This is a genomic window from Rhodococcus erythropolis NBRC 15567, assembly GCF_001552595.1.
Classification (GTDB): Bacteria; Actinomycetota; Actinomycetes; order Mycobacteriales; family Mycobacteriaceae; genus Rhodococcus_F; species Rhodococcus_F erythropolis.
The window spans coordinates 65062-85811 of the sequence record NZ_BCRM01000017.1 but is presented as its reverse complement, the minus strand read 5'-3'; the positions used below and the strand labels follow the sequence as shown (position 1 = coordinate 85811).

Genomic DNA, 20750 nt, shown 5'->3' with positions numbered 1-20750 from the left:
ACTCACATGACCAGGACGCCGCCGTCCACGGGCAGCGCGACGCCGGTGATGTAACGCGCTTCGTCGGAGGCGAGGAATTTGACGGCGTTGGTGACGTCGTCGTTTTCTACCCACGGGATCGGGTAGAGGATCATGTCGCCGGAGGCCTTGGCGAAGTCGTCGCGACCCGGATTGTCGGTGCCGGGAACGAATTGGTTGTACATCGCCTGGTTCTGCACCATCTCGGTGTCGACCTGCGTCGGGTTCACGGTATTGACGCGAATGCGATGCGGAGCGAGTTCCTGGGCGAGGGTCTTCATCAATCCCACGACGCCGTGCTTGGCCGAAACATAGTGTCCGACACCCGTGTACGCGCGCAGACCGGCAACGGAGGCGGTGAGGACGATCGCGCCGCCGGTGCCCTGTTCGATCATGTGGGGGATCGCGGCCTTGACGGTGCGCCACACGCCGCTGAGGTTGACGTCGATCATTTCGCCCCACTTCTCCTCGTCCAATTCGTGCGCGTTGCCGAAGGAGAGGATGCCCGCGTTTGCGATGACGATGTCGACGTGGCCGAAGCGATCGAGCCCGGCTTCGAGGGCCAGCTTGACCGAGTCGAAGTTGCGCACGTCGGCGTGCGAGAAGATGATCTTGCCGTCTGCTTCTTCGACGAGGCGGATTGTTTCCTGGACGTCGTCCTCCGTGGCCAAGGGGTACGGCACGGTGTCGTTGTCCTTGACGGAGTCGAGAGCGATGATGTTCGCGCCCTCCTGCGCCAGCCGCAATGCGTGATTACGCCCTTGCCCGCGAGCAGCACCCGTGATGAATGCGACCTTGCCTTCGAATCGTCCGGTCATGGGGATCCTCCTGTTGCTGAAATTGTTGTGTACGTGGGTGATCGGAGAGCTATTTGACGAGTACGCCTGCGTCGACGGGCAGTGCGACGCCGGTGATGTACCTGGCTTCGTCGGACGCGAGGAAAAGCACGGCATTGCTGACGTCGACGGATTCGACCCACGGGATAGGTAGCGCATTCATCGCTTGCGACAGCGGGGCGAAGTCCTCACGAGTCGGTTCGTCGATGTCGGGACAGAACAACCTGTACATCGCGTCGTTCATGATCATCGGAGTGTCGACCTGGGTGGGGTTCACGGTATTCACGCGGATTCGGTGGGGAGCCAGTTCCTGCGCGAGAGTTTTCATCAATCCGTTGACGCCGTGTTTCGCGGCTGTGTAGTGCGCGATGTTGCCGTATCCCTTGAGCCCCGCCGCCGAACTGGTCAGGATGATTGCGCCCCCGCCCCCTTGTTCGATGAGGTAGGGGATCGCGGCTTTGGCGGTTCGCCACGTGCCGCTGAGATCGATGTCGACGACAGTGCCCCATTGGCTTTCGGTGAGTTCGTGTGTAGGTGAGGGGATGTTGATACCGACGTTGGCGCAGACGATGTCGACATGACCGAACTGGACGACCCCGCGGTCCAGGACACCCTTGACCGCGGTGAAGTCGCGAACATCGGCCACCTCGGCCAGAATTCGCCCGCCGACGGCCTCGACCGACCGGACGGTCTCGGCGAGGTCGGCTTCGCTTGCCAGCGAGTACGGAACACCTCCGATGTCGGAGCAGATGTCGAGCGCGATGATGTCTGCGCCTTCCTCGGCCAAGCGGATCGCATGTGCCCGGCCCTGGCCGCGTGCTGCGCCGGTGACGAACGCGACCTTGCCCGAAACCCTTCCGGTGGTGCGTGCTGTGGTGGTCACTTGATCACTCCGTATCGGCGTCGGTCGATGGTCAGTGCAACTGCGGCAATCACCACGATGCCCTTGATGACGAGTTGTGTGTAGGGGTCGACGGACGTCAGGTCCATTCCGGCGCTCAGCAACACGATCACGAGTGCACCGAGGATCGTGCGATGTGGGCCACCGACGCCACCGGACAGCGCGGTGCCGCCGACAACCACGGCCGCGATGGAATTGAGCAGGCTGGGACCTGCGCCCATCGGGACTCCGGTGCTGGCCTGGCCGGTGAAGATGATTCCGGCGATCGCAGCGACGGCTCCGGCTACGGCGAAGACAGCAAGTTTGGTCCGTCGTACGCGGACACCGACGAGGGCTGCGGCGCGCTCGTTGCCACCGACCGCGTACATGTGGCGACCGAATGACGTACCGAAGGCAAGGACCGTCGCGCCGATGGTCAGCAGGATTGCGATCAGTGCCCCGTTGGGGACGTTGGGAATCATCGACTCGTTCACCAGGCTCTGGAGAAGATTCGAATTGTAGGAAACAGGACCGCCTTTGGAGACGGTATTGGAAATGCCGTCGAGTACGGACATCATTCCCAGCGTCACGAGGAACGACGGCACCTTGAGCATTGTCGTGATCAACCCGTTGACCAGTCCGACAACCGCCCCCGCGACGATCACCATGACTATCGCCAACGGGCCACCGAATTTGTCGATCCATGTGGCGATCAGAATTCCGGCGAGAGTGGCCGTCGCCGCGACCGACAGATCGATACCGCCGATCAGGATGACAAACGTGCCGGCGAGCGCAAGCACGGTCAGGAAAGCCATCTGGTTGAGAATGTTCTGCGCGGACGTCGCAGTGATGAAACTTTCCGTGCGCCACTGGAAATAGATGATCAGTATCAGCACCGCAACCGTCGGAACAACTATGTTGCGGTGCTGATCGAGTCGACTCAGCAGACCGCGCGCGCCTGACGGCGCTGCGGCATCGCTGGCCGGCGATTGCTTCGAGAGTGTCTGGGTCACTGCATTCCTCACATCATGTGCTTGATCACGTCGACTTCGGCGGGCTTGCGCTCTGCAGGGGCCGCCAACTCTGCGCTGATGACCCCGTCCTTCATGACCACGATTCGGTCGGACATTCCGATCACTTCTTCGAGGGATTCGGCGCACAGCAGCACACCGACCCCTGACGCAGCCATCGATCGGACCAAACCGTAGATCTCCTCTCGCGTTCCGACGTCGATTCCACGCGTCGGATCGCTGAGGACCAGCACTTTGCATTCGCGACCTTGCCACCGAGCGAAGATCGCCTTCTGTTGGTTTCCGCCACTGAGTTCCCCGATAGGCGTCGACAACGACGGGGCTTTGACCTGCAGCGCGCGGGCCAACTGCGTCGTCCGCTCCCTTTCGGTCCGTAAACGCAGTAGCCGCGTCCACGGGTGGCGGAGGAGATCGAGGAAGCCGATCGAGATGTTGTTTCTGATGGACGCGCTGCGGAACAGGGAGTCCTGGGCACGCTCCGGTGGGACGTACAGGACTCCGGCTGCCACGGCGGCGGGAACCGACCAGTGCTCGTGCGCAGTACCGTCGACGTGAATCGAACCCGTCGACAACGACTCCGCACCCGCGACTGCTGCAGCCACCGATGCTTTCCCCGAACCGATGACTCCGGCCAATCCGACTACCTCGCCCGGTCGGACAACCAGATCGACCGACTCGAACTCGCCTGCGCTGCTTGCATCTCGGAGTTCGATCAAAGGCTTCGGAGACAACGCTCCGGTCTGTTCTCCTTCTCGGTAGTAGTCGGCGCTACGCTCGCTACCCACCATCAACTCGTGCAGTCGCTCCGCAGTGACGCCGTCGGCGGAGAGGGTTTCGATGGACCTCCCGTCGCGCAGTACGAGGAGCCGTGTGCTGATCCGCAAGACGTCCTGCAGGATGTGGGACACGAAGATGAACGACACCCGATCGCGCCACCCTTCGATCAACGCGAAGAGAATTTCCACCTCGGTCTCGGTCAACGCGCTGGTCGGCTCGTCGAGCAGGATCACCGGAGCTTCGGTGGCGTCGGTGATCCGCGAGAAGGCGCGCGCAATCTCGACCAGTTGCCTTTGTGGGTACGTCAATTCGGCGACGACGGCATCGGCGCGCAACCCCTCGATGCCGAGTGTGTCGAGGAGGGATTGGGCGGCGTCGCGCATTCTCCGACGCCGGCCGGGGCCCCAACCACCTATCTCGCCCTCACGTCCGAGATAAATGTTCTCGTACACGCGCAGTGCATCGACCAACGACTGCTCCTGGACCACCACGGAGATTCCGAGTTCGCGGAGAGTGCGCGAGTCGCCGAGTTCGACGTGAGTTCCGTTTACGTCGAGGCTGCCGGCATCGGGACGTACCGTTCCCGTCAAAACACCGATCAGCGTTGACTTTCCGGCACCGTTCTCGCCGATCAAGCCGAGAACATCACCTCTGCTGACGTCGAGTGAAACGTCCTGGAGGGCGTGAACGGGGCCGTAGCTCTTGCAGACCCCGCGCAAGCTGATGGTTGCTGTGTCGCTCACCTTCGTATGACTCATTCTCAGGCCACGAGTTGATCTTTGTACTGCAGCAACGGGCCCGAGCGGAACGCGGAGGCGTACTCGGTGCGTACTCCGGTGATGTCTGCAGAGTTCCAGGCGCTGTTCAGCGTGTACTGGTCCTGCGATACACCGGCGTAGTACTCCCGCGGGTCGATCGGGTTGAGTACGGTCTGCGGGTCCCAGTCGTCAGGATGCAGGGCCTTGCTCATTTTTGCCCAGTCGAACGGAAGTGTGGGCGCGTACACAGTTTTCAGTACGTCGTCGGCGATCTCCGGAGTCACCAGGAGTGCTCCCTGCGAAAGGAAGCGCTCCGGCAGAGACAGGTCGACGCCGTTGAGCTGATCGAAGATGGTGACACCGAGAATTCCTGCCGTGAGTCCGCCGACCGTTGCACTGGTCAGGTATTGCTTTCCCTGCGCGATGTATTCGACGTTCTGCTTGTTACCGTCGAATCCGACCACGATCTTGCCCGTGATCTTCGCGGCGTCCAGTGCCGCAATGACTCCGGCGGCTTGACTGTCGTTCTGCGCGAAGACTCCGACGAAGTCCGGCACCGAAGGCAGGATGTTCGTGAATGCCTTTCTCGCGTCTTCGGAAGTCCAGTTGCCGGGCGAGGCGGTGACGATCTTGATTCCCGGGTAGTCCTTGGCCGCGGCGTTCAGGCCAGCTGTCCGTTGATCGTCGGAGGACGAACCCTTCTGTCCCGGAACATGAATGATGGTTCCGCTGCCGCCGACCTTGTCGAAAAGAGCCTTGGCGGTTGCGACGGCGATCTTGGTGGAGGGCGGCGTGATGAAACGGACCCACTTGTCCGCGTCGGCCGGTGTGTACCAGGCGGGTGCCGTGTACGAGCTGGCATACAGAATCCCGGCCGCCTGACAGGCTTTCGTGACGGCTGCCGCCTGAGCTTCGGTGGCGGGAGTGCCGAAGATCGACTTGCCGCCCGAAGCGCGGACGTTGCCTACCTGTCCCAGTGCGGTGTTGACGTTGCCCTGATCCTCCACCGAGGACATGCTGACGCCCAACGCGTCCATCGCCTGCTTGCCGCCGTCCGAGAAGGCAACGAAGTAGTCGTTGGAGAGTGTTGTCACCTGGCAGAGGGTCTTTTCCTGGACTTTGCCCGCGCCGGCGCCACCGCCGGCAGCGGTACTGGTGGAACTGCCGCCTGCTCCGCAGGCCACTGCGCCGAGGGCGATGCCTGCTGCGCCCATTGCGGCGAAGAAGGAACGTCGGGTCAGTGGATGAGAGAACGTCGCGTTCCGCGCGACGTCCACGATCTTCGATTCGATCGAAGGCATGATCACATCCTTGGTCTCGCAAGAGTAGGTTCTCGAGAGGTCTTCTCGAGATGTGGGAAAACGGGAGATTTCGCTACTTCGCCAGCAGATGCGTTGTGAACCAACGGGAAGCGTGTTCGGCCGCCACTGCGAGCTTGGACTGGTCGCTGTAGAGCGTCATGTGCGACGTGTGCGGCAGGACGACAAGTTCTTTCTTCGGAGTCGGGATGCTGTTGTAACTCTCGATCTCCAAGTCCCACAACGTGAGGTCGTCACCTTCGGCGACGATCATCATCGACGGTGTGTCGAGGATCCTGGGCACGAAATAGTTGACGTCGTAGTCGAGCAGGAGATCGACGGATTCCATAGTCGAACTGTTTTGGTAGAGAGGAGCTTCGGTGGCTTGAAGAGCTGCGAAGGTCGTCTTCGTCTCGGGGAACGGCCAGGAAGACAGTTCTTCCTCGGGATTCTCACTGGCGTGAGCGATGTGCAGTCGCTGATCCGGATCGTCGAAGCGGAGTCGGCGATCTTCGAGGATCGCGTCCCACAGCTTTCGATAACCCATGGTCCCGTGGATCCGACGCATGTTGCGGAACCCGTCGATCACCGGAATCTGAGACACGATGGCCTTCACCCGAGGATCGGTCGCGGCGAGAATCATTACGTGGCCGCCGGAGTAGGAGATGCCCCAGGCTCCGAGACGGTCGTTGTCGATGCCGGGAGTGCGCTCGAGAAAGCTGAGCGCGTTCTGATAATCACGAATCTGTTGCTTCGGGTCCAGGTGTTGACGGGGTTCACCGTCCGACACGCCCAGGTTGCGGTAGTCGAAGACCAGCGCAGCCATACCGGCCGTTACGAAGGCCTCGGCGTAATAGGGCATGACCAACTCACGGACGTAGCACCAACCGCCTGCCAGTACGACGGCCGGTACGTCTTCGTCGGTGTCGGGTCGGTACAGCCAACCGCGGACGGTGACTCCGTCGCTGGAGAATTCGACATCTTCACGGCGCATTGCGCGACTCCTCATGTAACGAGTGAAAGCTGAATGGAAGTAGGTGCGAAAGAAAACGGACGGTCTTGTCGCCGTGCGTATTACGGCATCGACGCGGTTCGCTCGTGTCAACTGCCCCGAGCGGATCGTCGCGGATCCGAAGTACCCCGTAATCGTGAGTCACCTCACAGCCTTTGTCAAGTGTCACTGGACAGCAAGGAAAATCCGTCGGTATAGTCCTGCTCACCCACTGCGCATGTATTCGTAACGAGCGCAGCATTATTGGAGGTGTTCCGGCTCGTGAACGGCGAAGAAGTTCTGTGTGCCTACGAAAAGATGTTGTTGATCCGTGTGATGGAGGAGCGCATCTCGGCGCTCTACAAGGGCGACATCATTCCCGGATTCGTTCACACCTCGATAGGTCAAGAGGCATGCGCGGTGGGGGCTCTCACTCATGCGCGGGTCAGTGACGTCATCACCTCGACGCACCGCGGGCACGGCCACGTTCTCGCCAAAGGCCTCGAGCCCGATCGGATGATGGCCGAGTTGATGGGCAAGGTTACCGGGGCCAACAACGGCCGGGGTGGTTCGATGCACGTCGCCGATCCCCGCCTGGGGATCTTCGGCGCGAACGGGATCGTGGGCGCGGGGTTGCCGATCGCCGTCGGTGCTGCCTTCGCTGCCAAGGATCGCGGTGAGGGCGATCTGGTGGTGGCGTTCTTCGGTGACGGGGCGATCGCGACCGGCGCGTTCCACGAGGCGATGAACTTGGCTGCGCTGTGGAAACTTCCGATCATTTTCCTGTGCGAGAACAACGGATTCTCGGAGTTCTCCTCGACGGTGGATCAGCATCCGGTTCCGATCTCTGCGCGCGCAGCGGGATACGGAATGGAATCGATCACGCTGGCAGGCAACGACGTCGAGGCAGTCGCCGACGGTATTCGGCCGGTGTACGCGCAGGTGCGAGGCGGCAGTGGTCCGGTGTTCGTCGAGGTCACGACCCTGCGGGTGCACGGGCACTACGAGGGCGATCCGCAGGTGTACCGCGACAAGGACGAGATGACCCGAGACATTCTCGCGGCCGATCCACTGACGGTGACGCGGGGCCGACTCCGGGAGCGAGGCATCGGGGACGATGTCCTCGATCTGGTGGACAAGCGGGTGAGGGCGGTGGTCGACGAGGCGGAGCGTTTCGCGCGGGCGTCGCCGCAACCGGAGGCGTCGAGCGTGATGGAGTACATCTATTCACCGCGACGTGTCTATCCGCCGGGCCACCTCGACGTGAGTGTCGACGCGGGTGGTGCGGCGGTGTCCCAGTCCAAGATCATCAAAGCGGCGCTCGACGACTCTCTGGCAGCCGATCCGGATGTGTTTCTTGCTGGCATCGACGTTGCCGGCGGAAATGTTTTCGGTCTGACCAGGGGATTGGCCGCGGAGTATCCGGGTCGAGTGCTCGATACGCCGATCTCCGAATCGGCAATCATGGGTCTTGCCGTCGGCTCCGCGATGGCGGGCCGTAGGCCCGTCGTGGAACTGATGTACCTCGACTTCCTCGGGGTGTGCCTGGATCAGTTGATGAATCAGGCGGCAAAACTTCGGTTCATGACGGGCGGCGCAGTGAGTCTGCCGTTGGTGGTGCGGACGCAGTTCGGTTCCGGCAGATCGTCGGGTGGGCAGCATTCGCAGAGTCTCGAGGCGCTGTTGGCGCACATACCGGGACTGACTGTGCTCATGCCGAGTTCGGGCGCGGATGCATACGGGTTGTTGCGGGCAGCGATCGAGGACGACAACCCGGTCATGTTCATCGAGCATCGACTGCTGTACGAGAAGAAAAGTTCGTTGCCGAGCAAGGATTTTCGGGTTCCGATCGGAAAGGCAGCGGTGACGAGACCAGGTTCGGACGTCACCATCGTCTCGTGGTCGCGTATGGCAATGCACGCTTTGGTTGCGGCGCAGACGTTGACAGAGGAAGGGATCGATGCGGAGGTCATCGATCTACGAACGATTGCTCCGCTCGATCGGGAGACGATTCTCGAATCCTTCGGTCGGACCAACAGGATGGTCGTCGCCCAGGAAGCGGTGGTGGACTTCGGTGTCGGAGCCGAGATCGCAGCCATGGCGGTGGATTCCGGTTTCTATTCTCTGGACGCGCCGGTGGTGCGGGTGGGAGCACGGTACGCGCCCGCGCCCTATGCGCCGGTGCTCGAACGTGAGTGGGAAGTCGGACCTGACGACATCGTTGCAGCCGTTCGGCGGGTGATGTCGTGCTGAGCGCTACCCGTCCGCGGGCAATGACCGGTGGCGGGGTGCTGCCCGAGATGCTTCTCGACGCACTGCGTCGAGATCCCGAAGCACTGGCCCTTGTCGACGAGAGTGTGCGGTGGACTTACCAGGAATTGGTGGACGCTGCAACGAGCTTTGCAGGCGCACTGCATAAATCGGGATTCGAGCCTGGAGAAGTGGTACTCGTTCAGCTGCCGAACTGGTGGGAATCCGTGGTTGCGGCCTGGGGCACGTGGCTTGCCGGCGGCATTCTCCTGCCGGTGGTCCCGATTTACCGCGCACACGAGCTGTCCTTCATCATCGAGCAAGCTGAGCCGTCGGTGATCGTCGCCCCGCAGGAATACCGCGGATATCGTCACGTCGAGCAACTCGGGACTGTGCTCCGTGATCTGGGCCGAGAGGTTCTTCTGGTGGAGGCTCGAGGCGAAGGTGGGTTGCGGCGCACCACGTTCGACGACTTTCTGGACTTCGGGATGGAGGCGAACCGGCCCGACCACCGCGCGGATCCCGACGACGTCGCCCTCGTTCTCTACACGTCGGGAACCACTTCGGCTCCGAAAGGCGTTCTGCACACTCATCGGACCCTGATGGCCGAGAGTTCGAGCATGATCGCGCATTGCGGCGTGGATTCGCAGGACCGAATCTTCATGCCTTCGCCGTTGCCCCACATCACCGGAATGTCGTATGCGGTCGTTCTTCCCGCAGCGGCAGCCTGCTCGACGGTTCTGATGCAACGCTGGAATCCCGCGGAGGCAGTTGCGTTGATCGAGCGCGAACAATGCACGTTCACCGTGAGCGCGACACCGTTTCTCCGCGGTCTTGCCGACGCCTACGGGGAGGACGGATATCGACGATCCCATCTGACTCGATTCGTGTGTGGTGGGGCCGGGATTCCGCCCGAGCTGGTACGTCGAGCCCACCGCGTGATGGGGACAGCGGTTGTTCGTACCTACGGATCGACGGAACTTCCGACCCTCGTGATGGGTGATCCTTTCGGTGACATCGGTCTGCAGGCCGAGGACGAAGGAGCTGTGATCGGCGGAAACGAGTTCCGGCTCGGCGAAGACGACGAGCTGTTGGTGCGTGGTCCGGAACTGTTCGTCGGCTACGTCGACAGCTCGATCAACGCGGAATCATTTACCGAGGACGGCTATTTCCGGACTGGCGACGTTGCCACCGTGGACGGGCCAGGTCAGATCCGGATCACTTCGCGGATCAAGGACATCATCAACCGGGGAGGGGAGAAATTCAGTGCTGCCGACATCGAGTGGGTCCTCGAGGCTCATCCGAATGTGGCAGAGGTGGCAGTGGTCGGGTATCCGGACGAGGAACTGGGGGAGCGCGCGTGCGCCTTTGTCGTTCCGCACGGTGAACCACCAAGCGTTCGAGACCTGCGGATCTTCCTGCTGTCCGAAGGATTTGCTGTTCAGAAGGCTCCGGAGAGAGTCGAGACCGTTGCGTCGCTTCCTCGGACGGAGAGTGGGAAGGTTCAGAAGTTTCTCCTGCGTCGAGCGTTAGGCTTGGGCTCCGCACAGGCGGTCCCCGAGACCTACGGAAGCGAGTTCGGACATGACGGCAACCGGCGCAAAGCCACCTCGTAAGGCGGCTGAGTCGACAGCGGCTGCATCGAAGAAATCGCAACCGCGCAAGACGACTCCCCAAAAGACGACGGCCCAGAAGAAGACGGCGCCGACCAAGGCGGCGGCGCGCAAACAGAAGGCGGAGGACAACGGTTTGGGGACGTCGGTAGGTAAGACGGTTCGTGCCGAACGCACGCGACAGGGAATCCCGGTTCGCGAACTGGCGAGGCGACTCGGCGTATCACCGTCGTTCCTGTCCCAGTTCGAACTGGGACAGAGTCAGGCGGCGGTCAACACGCTTTTTGCGATCGCGACCGAACTCAACCTGTCGTTGGACGTATTGCTCGGCAACAGCGTCGATCCGGAACGTGAATCCGAGTCCGAATCGAAGACCCACGAGCCGCGCATTTCCGACTGCCTCACATTCCGATCGGGTGTCCGCTGGCAACGGTTGGCGAATACTCCTGAGAACCATCACGTCCAGTTCCTCCTCACGGAGTACGAGCCCGGCGCCGACTCTGCGCCGGGCGACGCACCGCAGACCCACTCGGGTGACGACTACGGGTACGTGCTGGAAGGGACTCTGACTATCGACATCGACGGAATGCGTCGGCTGCTCAAGTCGGGCGAAGCGATCCACCTGGTCGGGAATGTTCCTCACCGATTGCGCAACGAGACAGATCAGACGGTCAAGGCGATCTGGTTCGTCCTGGGGTGAGTCGCTGCGTGCGACGTATTGGATGTGATGTCACCGGGTGTGACGCCGGTCTCGATTCAACTTAGGCAATCCTTTTCTTGACTAATTCCAGAAAAGCGGCATACTGGGAAACATGCGAGACGGAGAGCATGACTTCGACCCCCGAGCGCAACTGCGCGCCGTCGGGTTGAGGATCACTGCTCCGCGCCTCGCCGTGCTGGATGCGGTTACAGCCCAACCGCATTCAGACGCCGATTCTGTTGCAGCGCTCGTGCGGCAGCAGCTCGGATCGGTATCCACACAGGCCGTTTACGACGTGCTCAAGGCATGCGTGAACGCAGGATTGCTGCGACGCATCGAGCCGGCGGGTTCACCCGCACGGTTCGAGACGAGAACTGGTGACAACCACCATCATCTCGTCTGTCGCGGCTGCGGCAAGGTCGTCGACGTCGATTGTGTTGTCGGCCAAGCTCCCTGCCTCGAACCTTCCGATAATCACGGCTTCGAAATCGACGAAGCCGAGGTCGTGTTCTGGGGCCGTTGCGAAGATTGCCTGAAGAATTCTGCCGAATCCGACATCGCGTCGGACACGGTCTCGCAGAATCGAATTGATGCGTCCAGAACCTCCGAGCCAGCCCCTTCGCATGCAGCCCATGCGTTCGGCTCGGATGCAGCCCCGCTCCTCTGACGCCCAGCCCACAACGCTAGGAGGCTTCGCCATGACCAAGCCCACCACCAACAATTTCGGTATCGCGGTCGCAAGTGATGACGAATCGCTGACCGCGGGTATTCAGGGGCCGGTGCTCCTTCACGACCACTACCTGATCGAGAAGCTCGCGCAGTTCAACCGCGAGCGTGTCCCGGAGCGCATCGTCCACGCCAAGGGCGGCGGCGCTTTCGGTGAACTCGTCATCACACACGACGTCAGCAAGTACACCAAGGCCGCGTTCCTGCAGCCGGGTAAGAAGACCGAGTCGCTCGTCCGCTTCTCCACCGTCGCCGGTGAGCAGGGCAGCCCGGACACCTGGCGCGATCCGCGCGGTTTCGCGATGAAGTTCTACACCGAAGAGGGAAACTACGACCTCGTCGGCAACAACACCCCGGTGTTCTTCATCAAGGACGCCATCAAGTTCCCCGACTTCATCCGTTCGCAGAAGCGACTGCCAGGCTCCGGTCTTCGTGACCACGACATGCAGTGGGACTTCTGGACTCTGCGTCCCGAAACGGCTCACCAGGTGACCTGGTTGATGGGTGACCGCGGTATCCCGAAGACCTGGCGCAACATGGACGGCTTCGGATCGCACACCTACCAGTGGGTCAACGCTGCGGGTGAACGCTTCTGGGTGAAGTACCACTTCAAGACCGATCAGGGCATCGAGTTCCTGACGCAGGCAGAAGCAGACAGCCTCGCCGGTAGCGATCCCGACTACCACCGCGCGGATCTGTACAACGCCATCGAAGCCGGTAATTTCCCGAGCTGGACCCTCAAGGTTCAGATCATGCCGGTCGACGAGGCCGAAGGCTACCGCTTCAACCCGTTCGACCTCACCAAGGTCTGGTCCCAGAAGGACTACCCGCTGATCGAGGTCGGCAAGTGGACGCTGAACCGTAATCCGGAGAACTTCTTCGCGCAGATCGAGCAGGCATCCTTCGAGCCGTCGAACGTGGTGCCCGGCATCGGATTCAGCCCGGACAAGATGCTTCTGGGCCGCGTCTTCTCCTACGCCGACGCACATCGTTACCGCATCGGCACCAACTACGCCGACCTGCCGGTCAACGCGCCGAAGAACGAGGTGAACTCCTACTCCAAGGAGGGCGCCATGCGTTACAGCTTCAATTCCCCGTCGACGCCGGTGTACGCACCCAACTCGTACGGCGGACCTCACGCCGATCCGTCTGTTGCCGGTGACGAAGGCCTGTGGTCGTTCGACGGCAAGGCAGTGCGCGCCGGATACATCGAGCACGCCGAGGACGGCGACTTCACGCAGGCCGGAACGCTGGTCCGTGAAGTTCTCGACGACGCAGCTCGTGAGCGCCTGGTGAGCAACATCGTCGGCCACGCCCTTGCCGGCGTCAGCGAAGAAGTTCTACTGCGTGTCTTCGAGTACTGGAAGAACGTCGACGCAGATTTGGGCAAGCGCGTCGAAGAAGGTGTACGCGCAGGTCAGTGACCCGCTGACATGAGCATCGCCTAGGTTTACCGAATGCGGACCGCTGCAAGGGAAATCACTTCCCGGCAGCGGTCCGTTTTTGTCTGCCCAACTACAGCAGTGCGAACCAGTAGACGAAGCATGCGAGAAGGAACACAACCACTGACTCCATGACGACACCCCTGTTCGACGTGCACTTCTGCTGTCCGCACTCTCCATGATCCGCTTCTCGAGCGGAGAATGCTCGGGGCACAAGTTTCGCGAACCGAGGTGTTGGGCAGTCAATTCCCATGGCAACAGGTGCAGTTCTCTTCGACATCGACGGAACGCTCGTCGATTCCAACTATCTGCATGTAGAAGCGTGGTCGCGAGCCTTCTTCGAGGTGGGTCGCCCGGTTGACGCGTGGCGGGTGCACCGCTGCATCGGCATGGACGGAGACCAACTACTGGAGACGTTGCTCGGCGAAGACATCGACGGGTGCGGGCCTCGGGCCAAGGAACTTCACACCAAGTACTACCGGCAGTCGGCTGACCGTCTCCGAGTACTGCCGGGAGCGCGAGAGTTGATCCGCCGAGTTCACTCGCTCGGACTGCACGTCGTGCTCGCTACCTCGGCGCCCGACGACGAACTGGAGTTGTTGCGCCAGACGCTCGACATCGACGAAATGATCTACGCCGCGACCTCTTCGGAATCCGTCGACGAGGCCAAGCCTGATCCGGACCTGATCGAAATCGCGCTCGCGAAGGCAGGTGTCGACGCGGGCGATGCGGTCATGGTCGGAGACGCCGTCTGGGACATGAAGGCGGCGACATCGGCAGGCGTTGTGGCTGTGGGAGTGCGCAGCGGCGGCATGTCGACCGACGAACTCGACGGCGCGGGTGCGGCGGAGGTGTACGACGACGCCCGCGACCTTCTCGACCACCTCGACGGCAGTGTGATTTCCGAACTCGTTTCAGGCCAAGATACCGGGAGTTGATCAGTGATGGCACGATTCGGCTATACCTTGATGACCGAACAGGCCGGCCCGAAAGAACTGGTCCGCCATGCAGTTCGGGCCGAAGAAGTCGGCTTCGACTTCGAAGTGATGAGTGATCATTACTCGCCGTGGCTGACCGAGCAGGGGCATGCGCCTTACGCCTGGTCGGTGCTGGGAGCAGTTGCCCATGCCACCGAGCGAGTCGGGTTGATGACGTATGTGACTTGTCCGACCGTCAGGTACCACCCTGCCGTGGTCGCGCAGAAAGCCGCGACGATCCAGATCCTCGCGGACGGGCGCTTCACACTGGGATTGGGAAGTGGCGAGAGCCTGAACGAGCATGTGGTCGGCGAGGGGTGGCCGTCCGTCGACACCCGGCACGACATGCTGCAGGAGGCAGTGAGCATCATTCGTGCACTGCTTGCCGGGGATCTGGTGAGCTGGAAGGGGGAGTACTTCGACGTTCAGTCCGCGCGGATCTGGGATCTCCCGGAGAACCCGGTTCCCCTGGCGCTGGCCATGTCCGGCGACAAGTCCGTCGAGCGTTTCGGTCCGATGGCCGATGACCTGATTGCCGTGCAACCGGATTCGGATCTGGTGCACCAGTGGAAGCATGTTCACGGCCGGGCGTACGGGTTGGCTCCAGCAGGCCGGACCATCGGTCAGATTCCGATCTCGTGGGATCCTGATCGCGACACGGCGATCGCTCGCGCTCATCAGCAGTTCCGGTGGTTCGGTGGAGGGTGGTCTGTGAACTCCGAACTACCCACACCGGCGAGTTTCGCAGGTGCGACTCAGTTCGTGCGCAAAGAGGATGTGGCGGAAAGTATTCCGTGTGGCCCTGATCTCGATGTCATCGTGGAGGCAGTCAAGGCGTACACGGATGCCGGGTTCACCGATGTGGCGCTGGTACAGATCGGTGGAGATACCCAAGACCGATTCTTCGACGAGGCAGCCAAGCCGCTGCTCGAGGCTCTGCATGTCGAATTGGGTTGATCGAGAATATCAATCGAGTTCCGCCTAGTGGGCTCGCGTCGAGTCGCGCGCTACCGCCGTGCAGTCGCGCCTGCTGCGCGACGAGGGCCAACCCCAAACCGCTTCCGGCGTCGCCGGCGCCGGTACCACGAACAAATCGTTCGAACATCGCTTCGCGTTCCGACGGCGCGATCACGGTGCCGTTGTCGTCGACGAATACCGTCGCCGAACCGGTGGCAGCCCCTGATCGGACGGTGATCTCGACTTCGTCGGCATTGCCGTGCCGAACGGAGTTGGTGACGGCGTTGGTCAACACCAGACGGATGCCCGCGGGAAAGGCCTGAACCGAAAGTTCTTCCGGTGCTTTCAAACGAACGTCGACCTGAGGGTGCAGACGGCCGGCGTCAGCGACGGCGCGATCGGCAACCTCCACGAGATCGACGTCGGCACAATCCTCCGGATCGGCCACTTCACCCAGGGCGAGCGTCTCGAGATCGGTCAGGGTGCGCTCGATCTGGCGCTGCGCCTCCAACAACTCGCCGGACAGTTCGCGGCGTTGGCTTTCCGTGAGATCCAGTGTTGCGAGAACTTCGAGATCGGTACGCATCGACGTGAGAGGTGTGCGTAGTTCGTGGGCGGAGACGCGAGCGAAATCGCGTGCCGACTCCAACGCCTCTTCGGTGCGGCTTCTATCGGTTTCGATGCGACTGAGCATGCTGTGGATTGCCTCCGACAGTTCTTCGGCTTCGCGCGTTCCACGAACCGACGGTGCCCGGCGCGAGAGTCCTTCGACGTCGAGGTTGTTGCCGATCGAACTGGTGGTCTCGGTCAATTGCTGTAGAGGCCGGACGGCTCGGCCTGTGAGGAACCAGCCGAGCCCGGCCGCGGCAAGGATGGCGACCACTGCCGCAGCGGCCACTTGGAACTGCTGCTCACGGATTGCCTGGGTCAGTGGGTCTTCGGGGATGCTGACGGCCAGTGCGGCGCCGCTGTCGCCGGGCACGAGAACATCCCGACTGCGAACATCGGTGGTAGCCAAGGCGCTGACGGTCGTGGCGTTGAATCCAGGGCTGACCACGAATGGTTCTGTGGTTGCAGTTGGTGTTTCGATGAATAGGGGGCTCGGCGCACTCGCTGCGACGCCCAGGGTGACGGAATCGAGAGTGCGTTCGAGTTGTTCGGATCCGTTGACGCGCAGGAAGACCGCGAACGCAATTCCGATCGCGGCAATCACGATTCCGGCGGCCAGGCCCGACGCGATGGCTACCCGGGTCTGAAGTGACAGCGGCCGCTTCATCGTTCGGCCCTCAGGACGAAGCCCACTCCGCGCACCGTGTGGATCACGCGGGGCGCCCCGTCGACTTCGAGTTTCTTGCGTAGGTAGGTGACGAAGACGTCGACGACATTGGTGTCGGCAGCGAAGTCGTAACCCCAGACGAGTCGCAGGAGTTGTGCGCGACTGAGTACGACACCGGCATGCTCGGCGAGTACCGACAACAGGTCGAATTCTCTTTTGGTGAGTTCGATTCGCCTACCGTCGATGTGTGCTCGATGGCCACGGAGATCGACCGTCAGCGGTCCCACCGTGATCGGATGGTCGACCGACGGAGTGGCTCGCGTCGTGCGTCGTAGCAATGCGCGCAGTCTGGCGACGAGCTCGGCCAATTCGAAGGGCTTGGTGAGGTAGTCGTCGGCGCCCGCCTCCAGCCCCGCGATGCGGTCACCCACGGAACTTCGGGCGCTGAGTACGCAGATCGGAACCTCGTTGCCGATCGCGCGCAGGGCGGTTACCACTCCGACGCCGTCGAGGCCGGGCATGTTGACGTCGAGAACGAGTGCGGCCGGGCATTGCTTGTTCACCGATGACAAAGCCGATCGTCCGTCGACGGCAGTTGCCGTGTCGAAGCCCGACAATCGGAGTCCACGTTCGAGCGAATTCAGAACCTTCGCGTCGTCGTCAACGATCAGGATGCGCTCGCGTGTACTCACTCCAGCCATGGTGCCATCGGATTGCGACCTGGGGCCTCGCTCGGAGCGAGGGCCGCCGCATTCTCATCAACTCCTAAGAAACCGACAACAGATCTGCAGTGTTGGCTTCATAACCTCGGGTTTCTCGGATGCGACCGCGCCGAGAATTCGAGAACGTTCGATCAAGGAGAACAACGATGACGCGATTGAAAGTGAACGGCAAGCGGGCCAGCCGGACCGGTGTGGTGGTGGCGTCGGTGGCGGTCCTCGGTATGGCCGTGGCGCCGGGAATCGCCTGGGCTTCCAACCCGATTTCCGACGGGTCGCCGGTGGCGGTGCGATCGATCGCGACCGCTCCGTCAGAGGCGGGTGTGGCTCCGGAAGTAGCGTGTGGTGCCGCGACGCCGATTTCCGACGAGGAGCTGCAGAAGCTCATCGACGAGGGCAAGGTTGTGCGCGCCGAGGAGGCGGGCACAGCCGCAATCACGATCGAAGTCCCTGGCGACGCCGCGACATTCATTGCGCGTGAAGGGGTGCCGGCGTTGCCGACCGTCGAATGGGCTCCGGCGATCGAGGGTGTTCCGGCAGAGGTGCTCAACATGGCAGGCGTCGCTCCGCTGGAGGAAGGCGTTGCCCTGTCATGCGCGGTTGCTGCGGGCTGACGAGCGAAAAAAGCTCCGCATGAACCGCTTTGACCTGGAACGGTACGGCCGTACTCAACCAGGTCCGGAGGTTGGTCAACCCTGTCGGTAGCACTTGCTACGTTCGGGGCGGTCTCGGCGAGCATGCCGAGACCGTCGCCGACGGCGTCATGTGTGTGGTGTCTTGCAGAGGGTGCGGTACGGCCTGATGCGGGGCGCGTTTCGAAAGGTGTTGTGTTTCATGGTCATGGGCCCCACCCACGCGATGTCCGGTGCTGCTGTGGGGTTGGTGGTTGCAGAGTTGTTGCCTCTCGATTGGGGAGGGCCCACATCCACCGCTGAAACCTTGACCTTTGCCGGTGTGTGCGCGGGAGCCGCCTTGCTTCCCGACCTCGATACCGGTCAGTCGACGGTTTCCCGATCATTCGGTCCGCTCAGCAAAGCGCTGGCCAAAGGTATCGACGCAATTTCGGTGACCTTCTACCGCATCACCAGAGGCAAGAAGGACGGCAAGCGTCGTGGTGGGCATCGGACGCTCACGCACACCGCACTGTTTGCCGCCGGTCTTGGTGCCGGGGTCTCGGCGCTGGTTGTTCAGTTCGGGAAGCCCGCCATCATCATCACGCTGTTCTTCTGCCTCGGGTTGGCGATCCGAGGATTGGCGGGTGAATTGGCCAAGGAGAAGGGTTGGCTCGCCGTCTCCGCCGTTGCGTTGGTGCTCTCGGCCCTCACCTGGCAGTGGTATCCGAGTGAGGCCGGATCCACCGGGCTAGGTGTTGCAGTGGCACTGGGCTGCGCCACACACTGTCTCGGCGATGCGATCACCAAGGAAGGGGTGCCGTTTCTCGCGCCCCTGATTCCGCTCGGCGGCAAGCGGTGGTGGGAACAACGGCTGCCGTCATTTCTGTCCATCCGCGCAGGTGGGAACCTCGAGAAGATTCTAATCGGGCCGGCGCTGACGGTCCTGACTGCCTGGTTGATCATCAGTGCTTTCGACGGCGCCCCGGAAGCGATCTACGCCGTCTTCGCTCCGATGGTGCAGTGAGCATCTAAATCTTTTATTACGGAACCACTGGCATCGTAATCATATTTGTTCTACGTTCGTCCCTGACATGAACCGAGTCGGCTGACGGAGTGAGCAGTGGTGCATCAAGCAGAGCGCAAGGCGGAGCACAGCTCGAGAGAAGACGGTGTGAGCCGGCGCGGATTTCTCGCAGCGAGTGTCGGCGCAGCTGCTCTCGCGGGTATTTCCTGGGCACCGGCGGGAGCTGTTCCCTGGGGCTCGGCATCGACCATCGCGCCACCGCCCGGATTTCCGTCGGACATTCCGTTGTCGCAGCAGGCATACGCGAACTGGTCGCGAGAAATCATGCTCGAGAGTGTGTGGACGGCGACGGCACGTCATAGCGACGACGTCGTCACCCTCGCCAACTGGGCGTTCGACAACGGGTACACAGTGCGTGCGAAGGGAACGATGCACGGGTGGAGTCCGTTGACGGTGGTGCCCGGCGCGCCTTCGGATCGAGTTCTGCTGGTCGATACGATGGCGAACTTGAATTCGGTTGTGGTGCAGCACGGCACGCCCGCAACAGTCACGGCGGGCGCCGGCGCCAGTATCGAAGCGATTCTGACAGCGCTCGAGCGCGAGGGGCTCGGCTGGGCCAACGCTCCGGCGATCGGTGAGCTGTCCATCGCCGGCGCGCTGGCGATCGGCGCTCACGGGGCAACCTATCCGGCGGTGGGGGAGACGATCACCCCTGGTCAATCGTATGGTTCGCTGAGCAATCTGATCACCGAGATCACGGTGGTGGCGTGGGACGAAGGCCGCAATCGATACGGGCTGAAGACTTTTCACCGATCAGATGACGAGATCACGGCTTTCCTGACTCACCTGGGCCGAACCTTCGTCACCTCCGTGACGCTGCAAGCCGGGGAGAATTATCGGCTGCGGTGCCAGAGTTTCACCGACATTCCGTGGCAAGAACTCTTTGCTGCTCCCGGTTCGCCAGGGCGTACCTACGAGAGTTTTGTCGAGAAATCCGGACGGGTGGAGGCGATCTGGTTCCCGTTCACGCAAACACCGTGGCTCAAGGTCTGGACGCCGACCCCGGTCAAACCACCGGAGTCCCGAGAGGTGAGCGGGCCGTACAACTACTTCTTCTCCGACGCGATTCCCGAAGAAGTCACCACCCCGTTGGGGATGGTGGCGCAGGGCCTTCAAGCTGCGACACCGCTGTTCGGCGCCTCTCAGTTCGGAGCTGTAGCAGCAGGATTGGCGCTGACCGACACCGACGATCTGTGGGGCTGGTCAAAAGATGTTCTGTTCTACCTGCGGCACACGACGTTGCGCGTAGTAGCGGGCGGCGGCGCGGTGATCACCAAGCGGTCCAACATCGGCCGAGTCGTCCACGAGATGACGAGTTGGTTGAACGAGCGAATGACGCACTACGCGTCGCGGGGGCAGTATCCCGTCAACATGCCGTTCGAAGTGCGTCTCTGTGGTGTCGATGACAGTGGCGAAGTCCTTGTCGACAGCGCCGGCGTGCCGGATCTGTCAGCGGTGCGGCCCCGGGCGGATCGTCAGGACTGGGATACGGCGATCTGGATGAACGTGGTCTCGATTCCCGGCACCGCGGGATTGCCCGCGTTCCTTCGCGAGATGGAACGGTGGATGGTCGCGAACTACTCCGGCGATTACGCGACTTTCCGTCCGGAGTGGTCCAAGGGATGGGCATTCACCGATCAAGCTGCGTACCAGGACGACGAATTCCTCACCAGCACAGTGCCTGCCACCTTCCGTGCCGGTGGCGACGGGAACTGGGACTTCGCTCTCGCCACTCTGGACGAACACGACCCGCACCGCGTCTTCAGCAATACGTTCATCGACCGCGTCTTGCCACCCAGCTGA

General features: G+C 62.0%; 18 protein-coding genes. 10 read left to right on the top strand and 8 right to left on the bottom strand.

Annotated features, from left to right (window positions below):
* Positions 1-2: 2 nt before the first annotated feature.
* The 6 genes from RE4_RS20440 to RE4_RS20415 all read right to left on the bottom strand — a co-directional run bounded on the left by RE4_RS20440 (position 3) and on the right by RE4_RS20415 (position 6592).
* A complete protein-coding gene (locus RE4_RS20440) occupies positions 3-836 on the bottom strand; it encodes a mycofactocin-coupled SDR family oxidoreductase (RefSeq protein ID WP_060939237.1) in 834 nt (277 codons plus the stop codon).
* A 49-nt stretch (positions 837-885) separates the two neighbouring features.
* A complete protein-coding gene (locus RE4_RS31055) occupies positions 886-1737 on the bottom strand; it encodes a mycofactocin-coupled SDR family oxidoreductase (RefSeq protein ID WP_020905940.1) in 852 nt (283 codons plus the stop codon).
* Complete coding sequence (locus RE4_RS31050) at positions 1734-2747, bottom strand: ABC transporter permease (RefSeq protein ID WP_169801348.1); 1014 nt, start codon at positions 2745-2747, stop codon at positions 1734-1736. The genes RE4_RS31055 and RE4_RS31050 overlap by 4 nt, the downstream gene beginning before the upstream one ends.
* Before the next feature lie 8 nt (positions 2748-2755).
* Positions 2756-4285 (bottom strand): sugar ABC transporter ATP-binding protein, encoded by a 1530-nt coding sequence (locus RE4_RS20425; protein ID WP_024488271.1) that lies wholly within the window; start codon positions 4283-4285, stop codon positions 2756-2758.
* Between the two features lie 17 nt (positions 4286-4302).
* A complete protein-coding gene (locus RE4_RS20420) occupies positions 4303-5601 on the bottom strand; it encodes a sugar ABC transporter substrate-binding protein (protein WP_127159959.1) in 1299 nt (432 codons plus the stop codon).
* Between the two features lie 73 nt (positions 5602-5674).
* A complete protein-coding gene (locus RE4_RS20415) occupies positions 5675-6592 on the bottom strand; it encodes an alpha/beta hydrolase (protein ID WP_020905944.1) in 918 nt (305 codons plus the stop codon).
* A 279-nt stretch (positions 6593-6871) separates the two neighbouring features.
* Here RE4_RS20415 and RE4_RS20410 point away from each other — a divergent pair, with 279 nt between their 5' ends.
* From RE4_RS20410 to RE4_RS30770, 7 genes are all read left to right on the top strand, one after another.
* Positions 6872-8842: an alpha-ketoacid dehydrogenase subunit alpha/beta gene (locus tag RE4_RS20410; RefSeq protein WP_029254315.1), complete on the top strand. Its 1971-nt coding sequence runs from the start codon at positions 6872-6874 to the stop codon at positions 8840-8842.
* On the top strand, positions 8836-10455 hold the full coding sequence (locus RE4_RS20405) for an AMP-binding protein (RefSeq protein WP_127159960.1): 1620 nt from the start codon (positions 8836-8838) through the stop codon (positions 10453-10455). Before RE4_RS20410 ends, RE4_RS20405 begins: the two co-directional genes overlap by 7 nt.
* Positions 10424-11152, top strand: coding sequence for a helix-turn-helix domain-containing protein (locus RE4_RS20400; RefSeq protein ID WP_029254317.1), 729 nt, complete (start codon positions 10424-10426; stop codon positions 11150-11152). The genes RE4_RS20405 and RE4_RS20400 overlap by 32 nt, the downstream gene beginning before the upstream one ends.
* A 112-nt stretch (positions 11153-11264) precedes the next feature.
* Entirely contained in the window at positions 11265-11819 is a 555-nt protein-coding gene (locus RE4_RS20395; protein ID WP_060939235.1) for a Fur family transcriptional regulator, read from the top strand.
* A gap of 31 nt (positions 11820-11850) precedes the next feature.
* Positions 11851-13302: a catalase gene (locus RE4_RS20390; protein ID WP_019746589.1), complete on the top strand. Its 1452-nt coding sequence runs from the start codon at positions 11851-11853 to the stop codon at positions 13300-13302.
* A gap of 269 nt (positions 13303-13571) precedes the next feature.
* Positions 13572-14258, top strand: a complete 687-nt coding sequence (locus tag RE4_RS20385; RefSeq protein ID WP_030535692.1) for an HAD family hydrolase — start codon at positions 13572-13574, stop codon at positions 14256-14258.
* A 6-nt stretch (positions 14259-14264) separates the two neighbouring features.
* On the top strand, positions 14265-15254 hold the full coding sequence (locus RE4_RS30770) for an LLM class F420-dependent oxidoreductase (protein WP_020723628.1): 990 nt from the start codon (positions 14265-14267) through the stop codon (positions 15252-15254).
* On the opposite strand, the gene RE4_RS20375 is transcribed toward RE4_RS30770, so the two are convergent.
* Positions 15151-16530 (bottom strand): sensor histidine kinase, encoded by a 1380-nt coding sequence (locus tag RE4_RS20375; protein WP_060939233.1) that lies wholly within the window; start codon positions 16528-16530, stop codon positions 15151-15153. The genes RE4_RS30770 and RE4_RS20375 overlap by 104 nt on opposite strands.
* On the bottom strand, positions 16527-17231 hold the full coding sequence (locus RE4_RS20370; RefSeq protein WP_003943475.1) for a response regulator transcription factor: 705 nt from the start codon (positions 17229-17231) through the stop codon (positions 16527-16529). Before RE4_RS20370 ends, RE4_RS20375 begins: the two co-directional genes overlap by 4 nt.
* A 167-nt stretch (positions 17232-17398) precedes the next feature.
* Between RE4_RS20370 and RE4_RS20365 the strand changes: the two genes are divergently transcribed.
* The 3 genes from RE4_RS20365 (at position 17399) to RE4_RS20355 (ending at position 20750) form a co-directional block, all read left to right on the top strand.
* On the top strand, positions 17399-17863 hold the full coding sequence (locus tag RE4_RS20365) for a hypothetical protein (protein WP_019746594.1): 465 nt from the start codon (positions 17399-17401) through the stop codon (positions 17861-17863).
* Positions 17864-18083: 220 nt separating this feature from the next.
* Positions 18084-18887 (top strand): metal-dependent hydrolase, encoded by an 804-nt coding sequence (locus RE4_RS20360; RefSeq protein ID WP_060939232.1) that lies wholly within the window; start codon positions 18084-18086, stop codon positions 18885-18887.
* Positions 18888-18983: 96 nt separating this feature from the next.
* Positions 18984-20750, top strand: a complete 1767-nt coding sequence (locus tag RE4_RS20355) for a cholesterol oxidase substrate-binding domain-containing protein (RefSeq protein ID WP_060939231.1) — start codon at positions 18984-18986, stop codon at positions 20748-20750.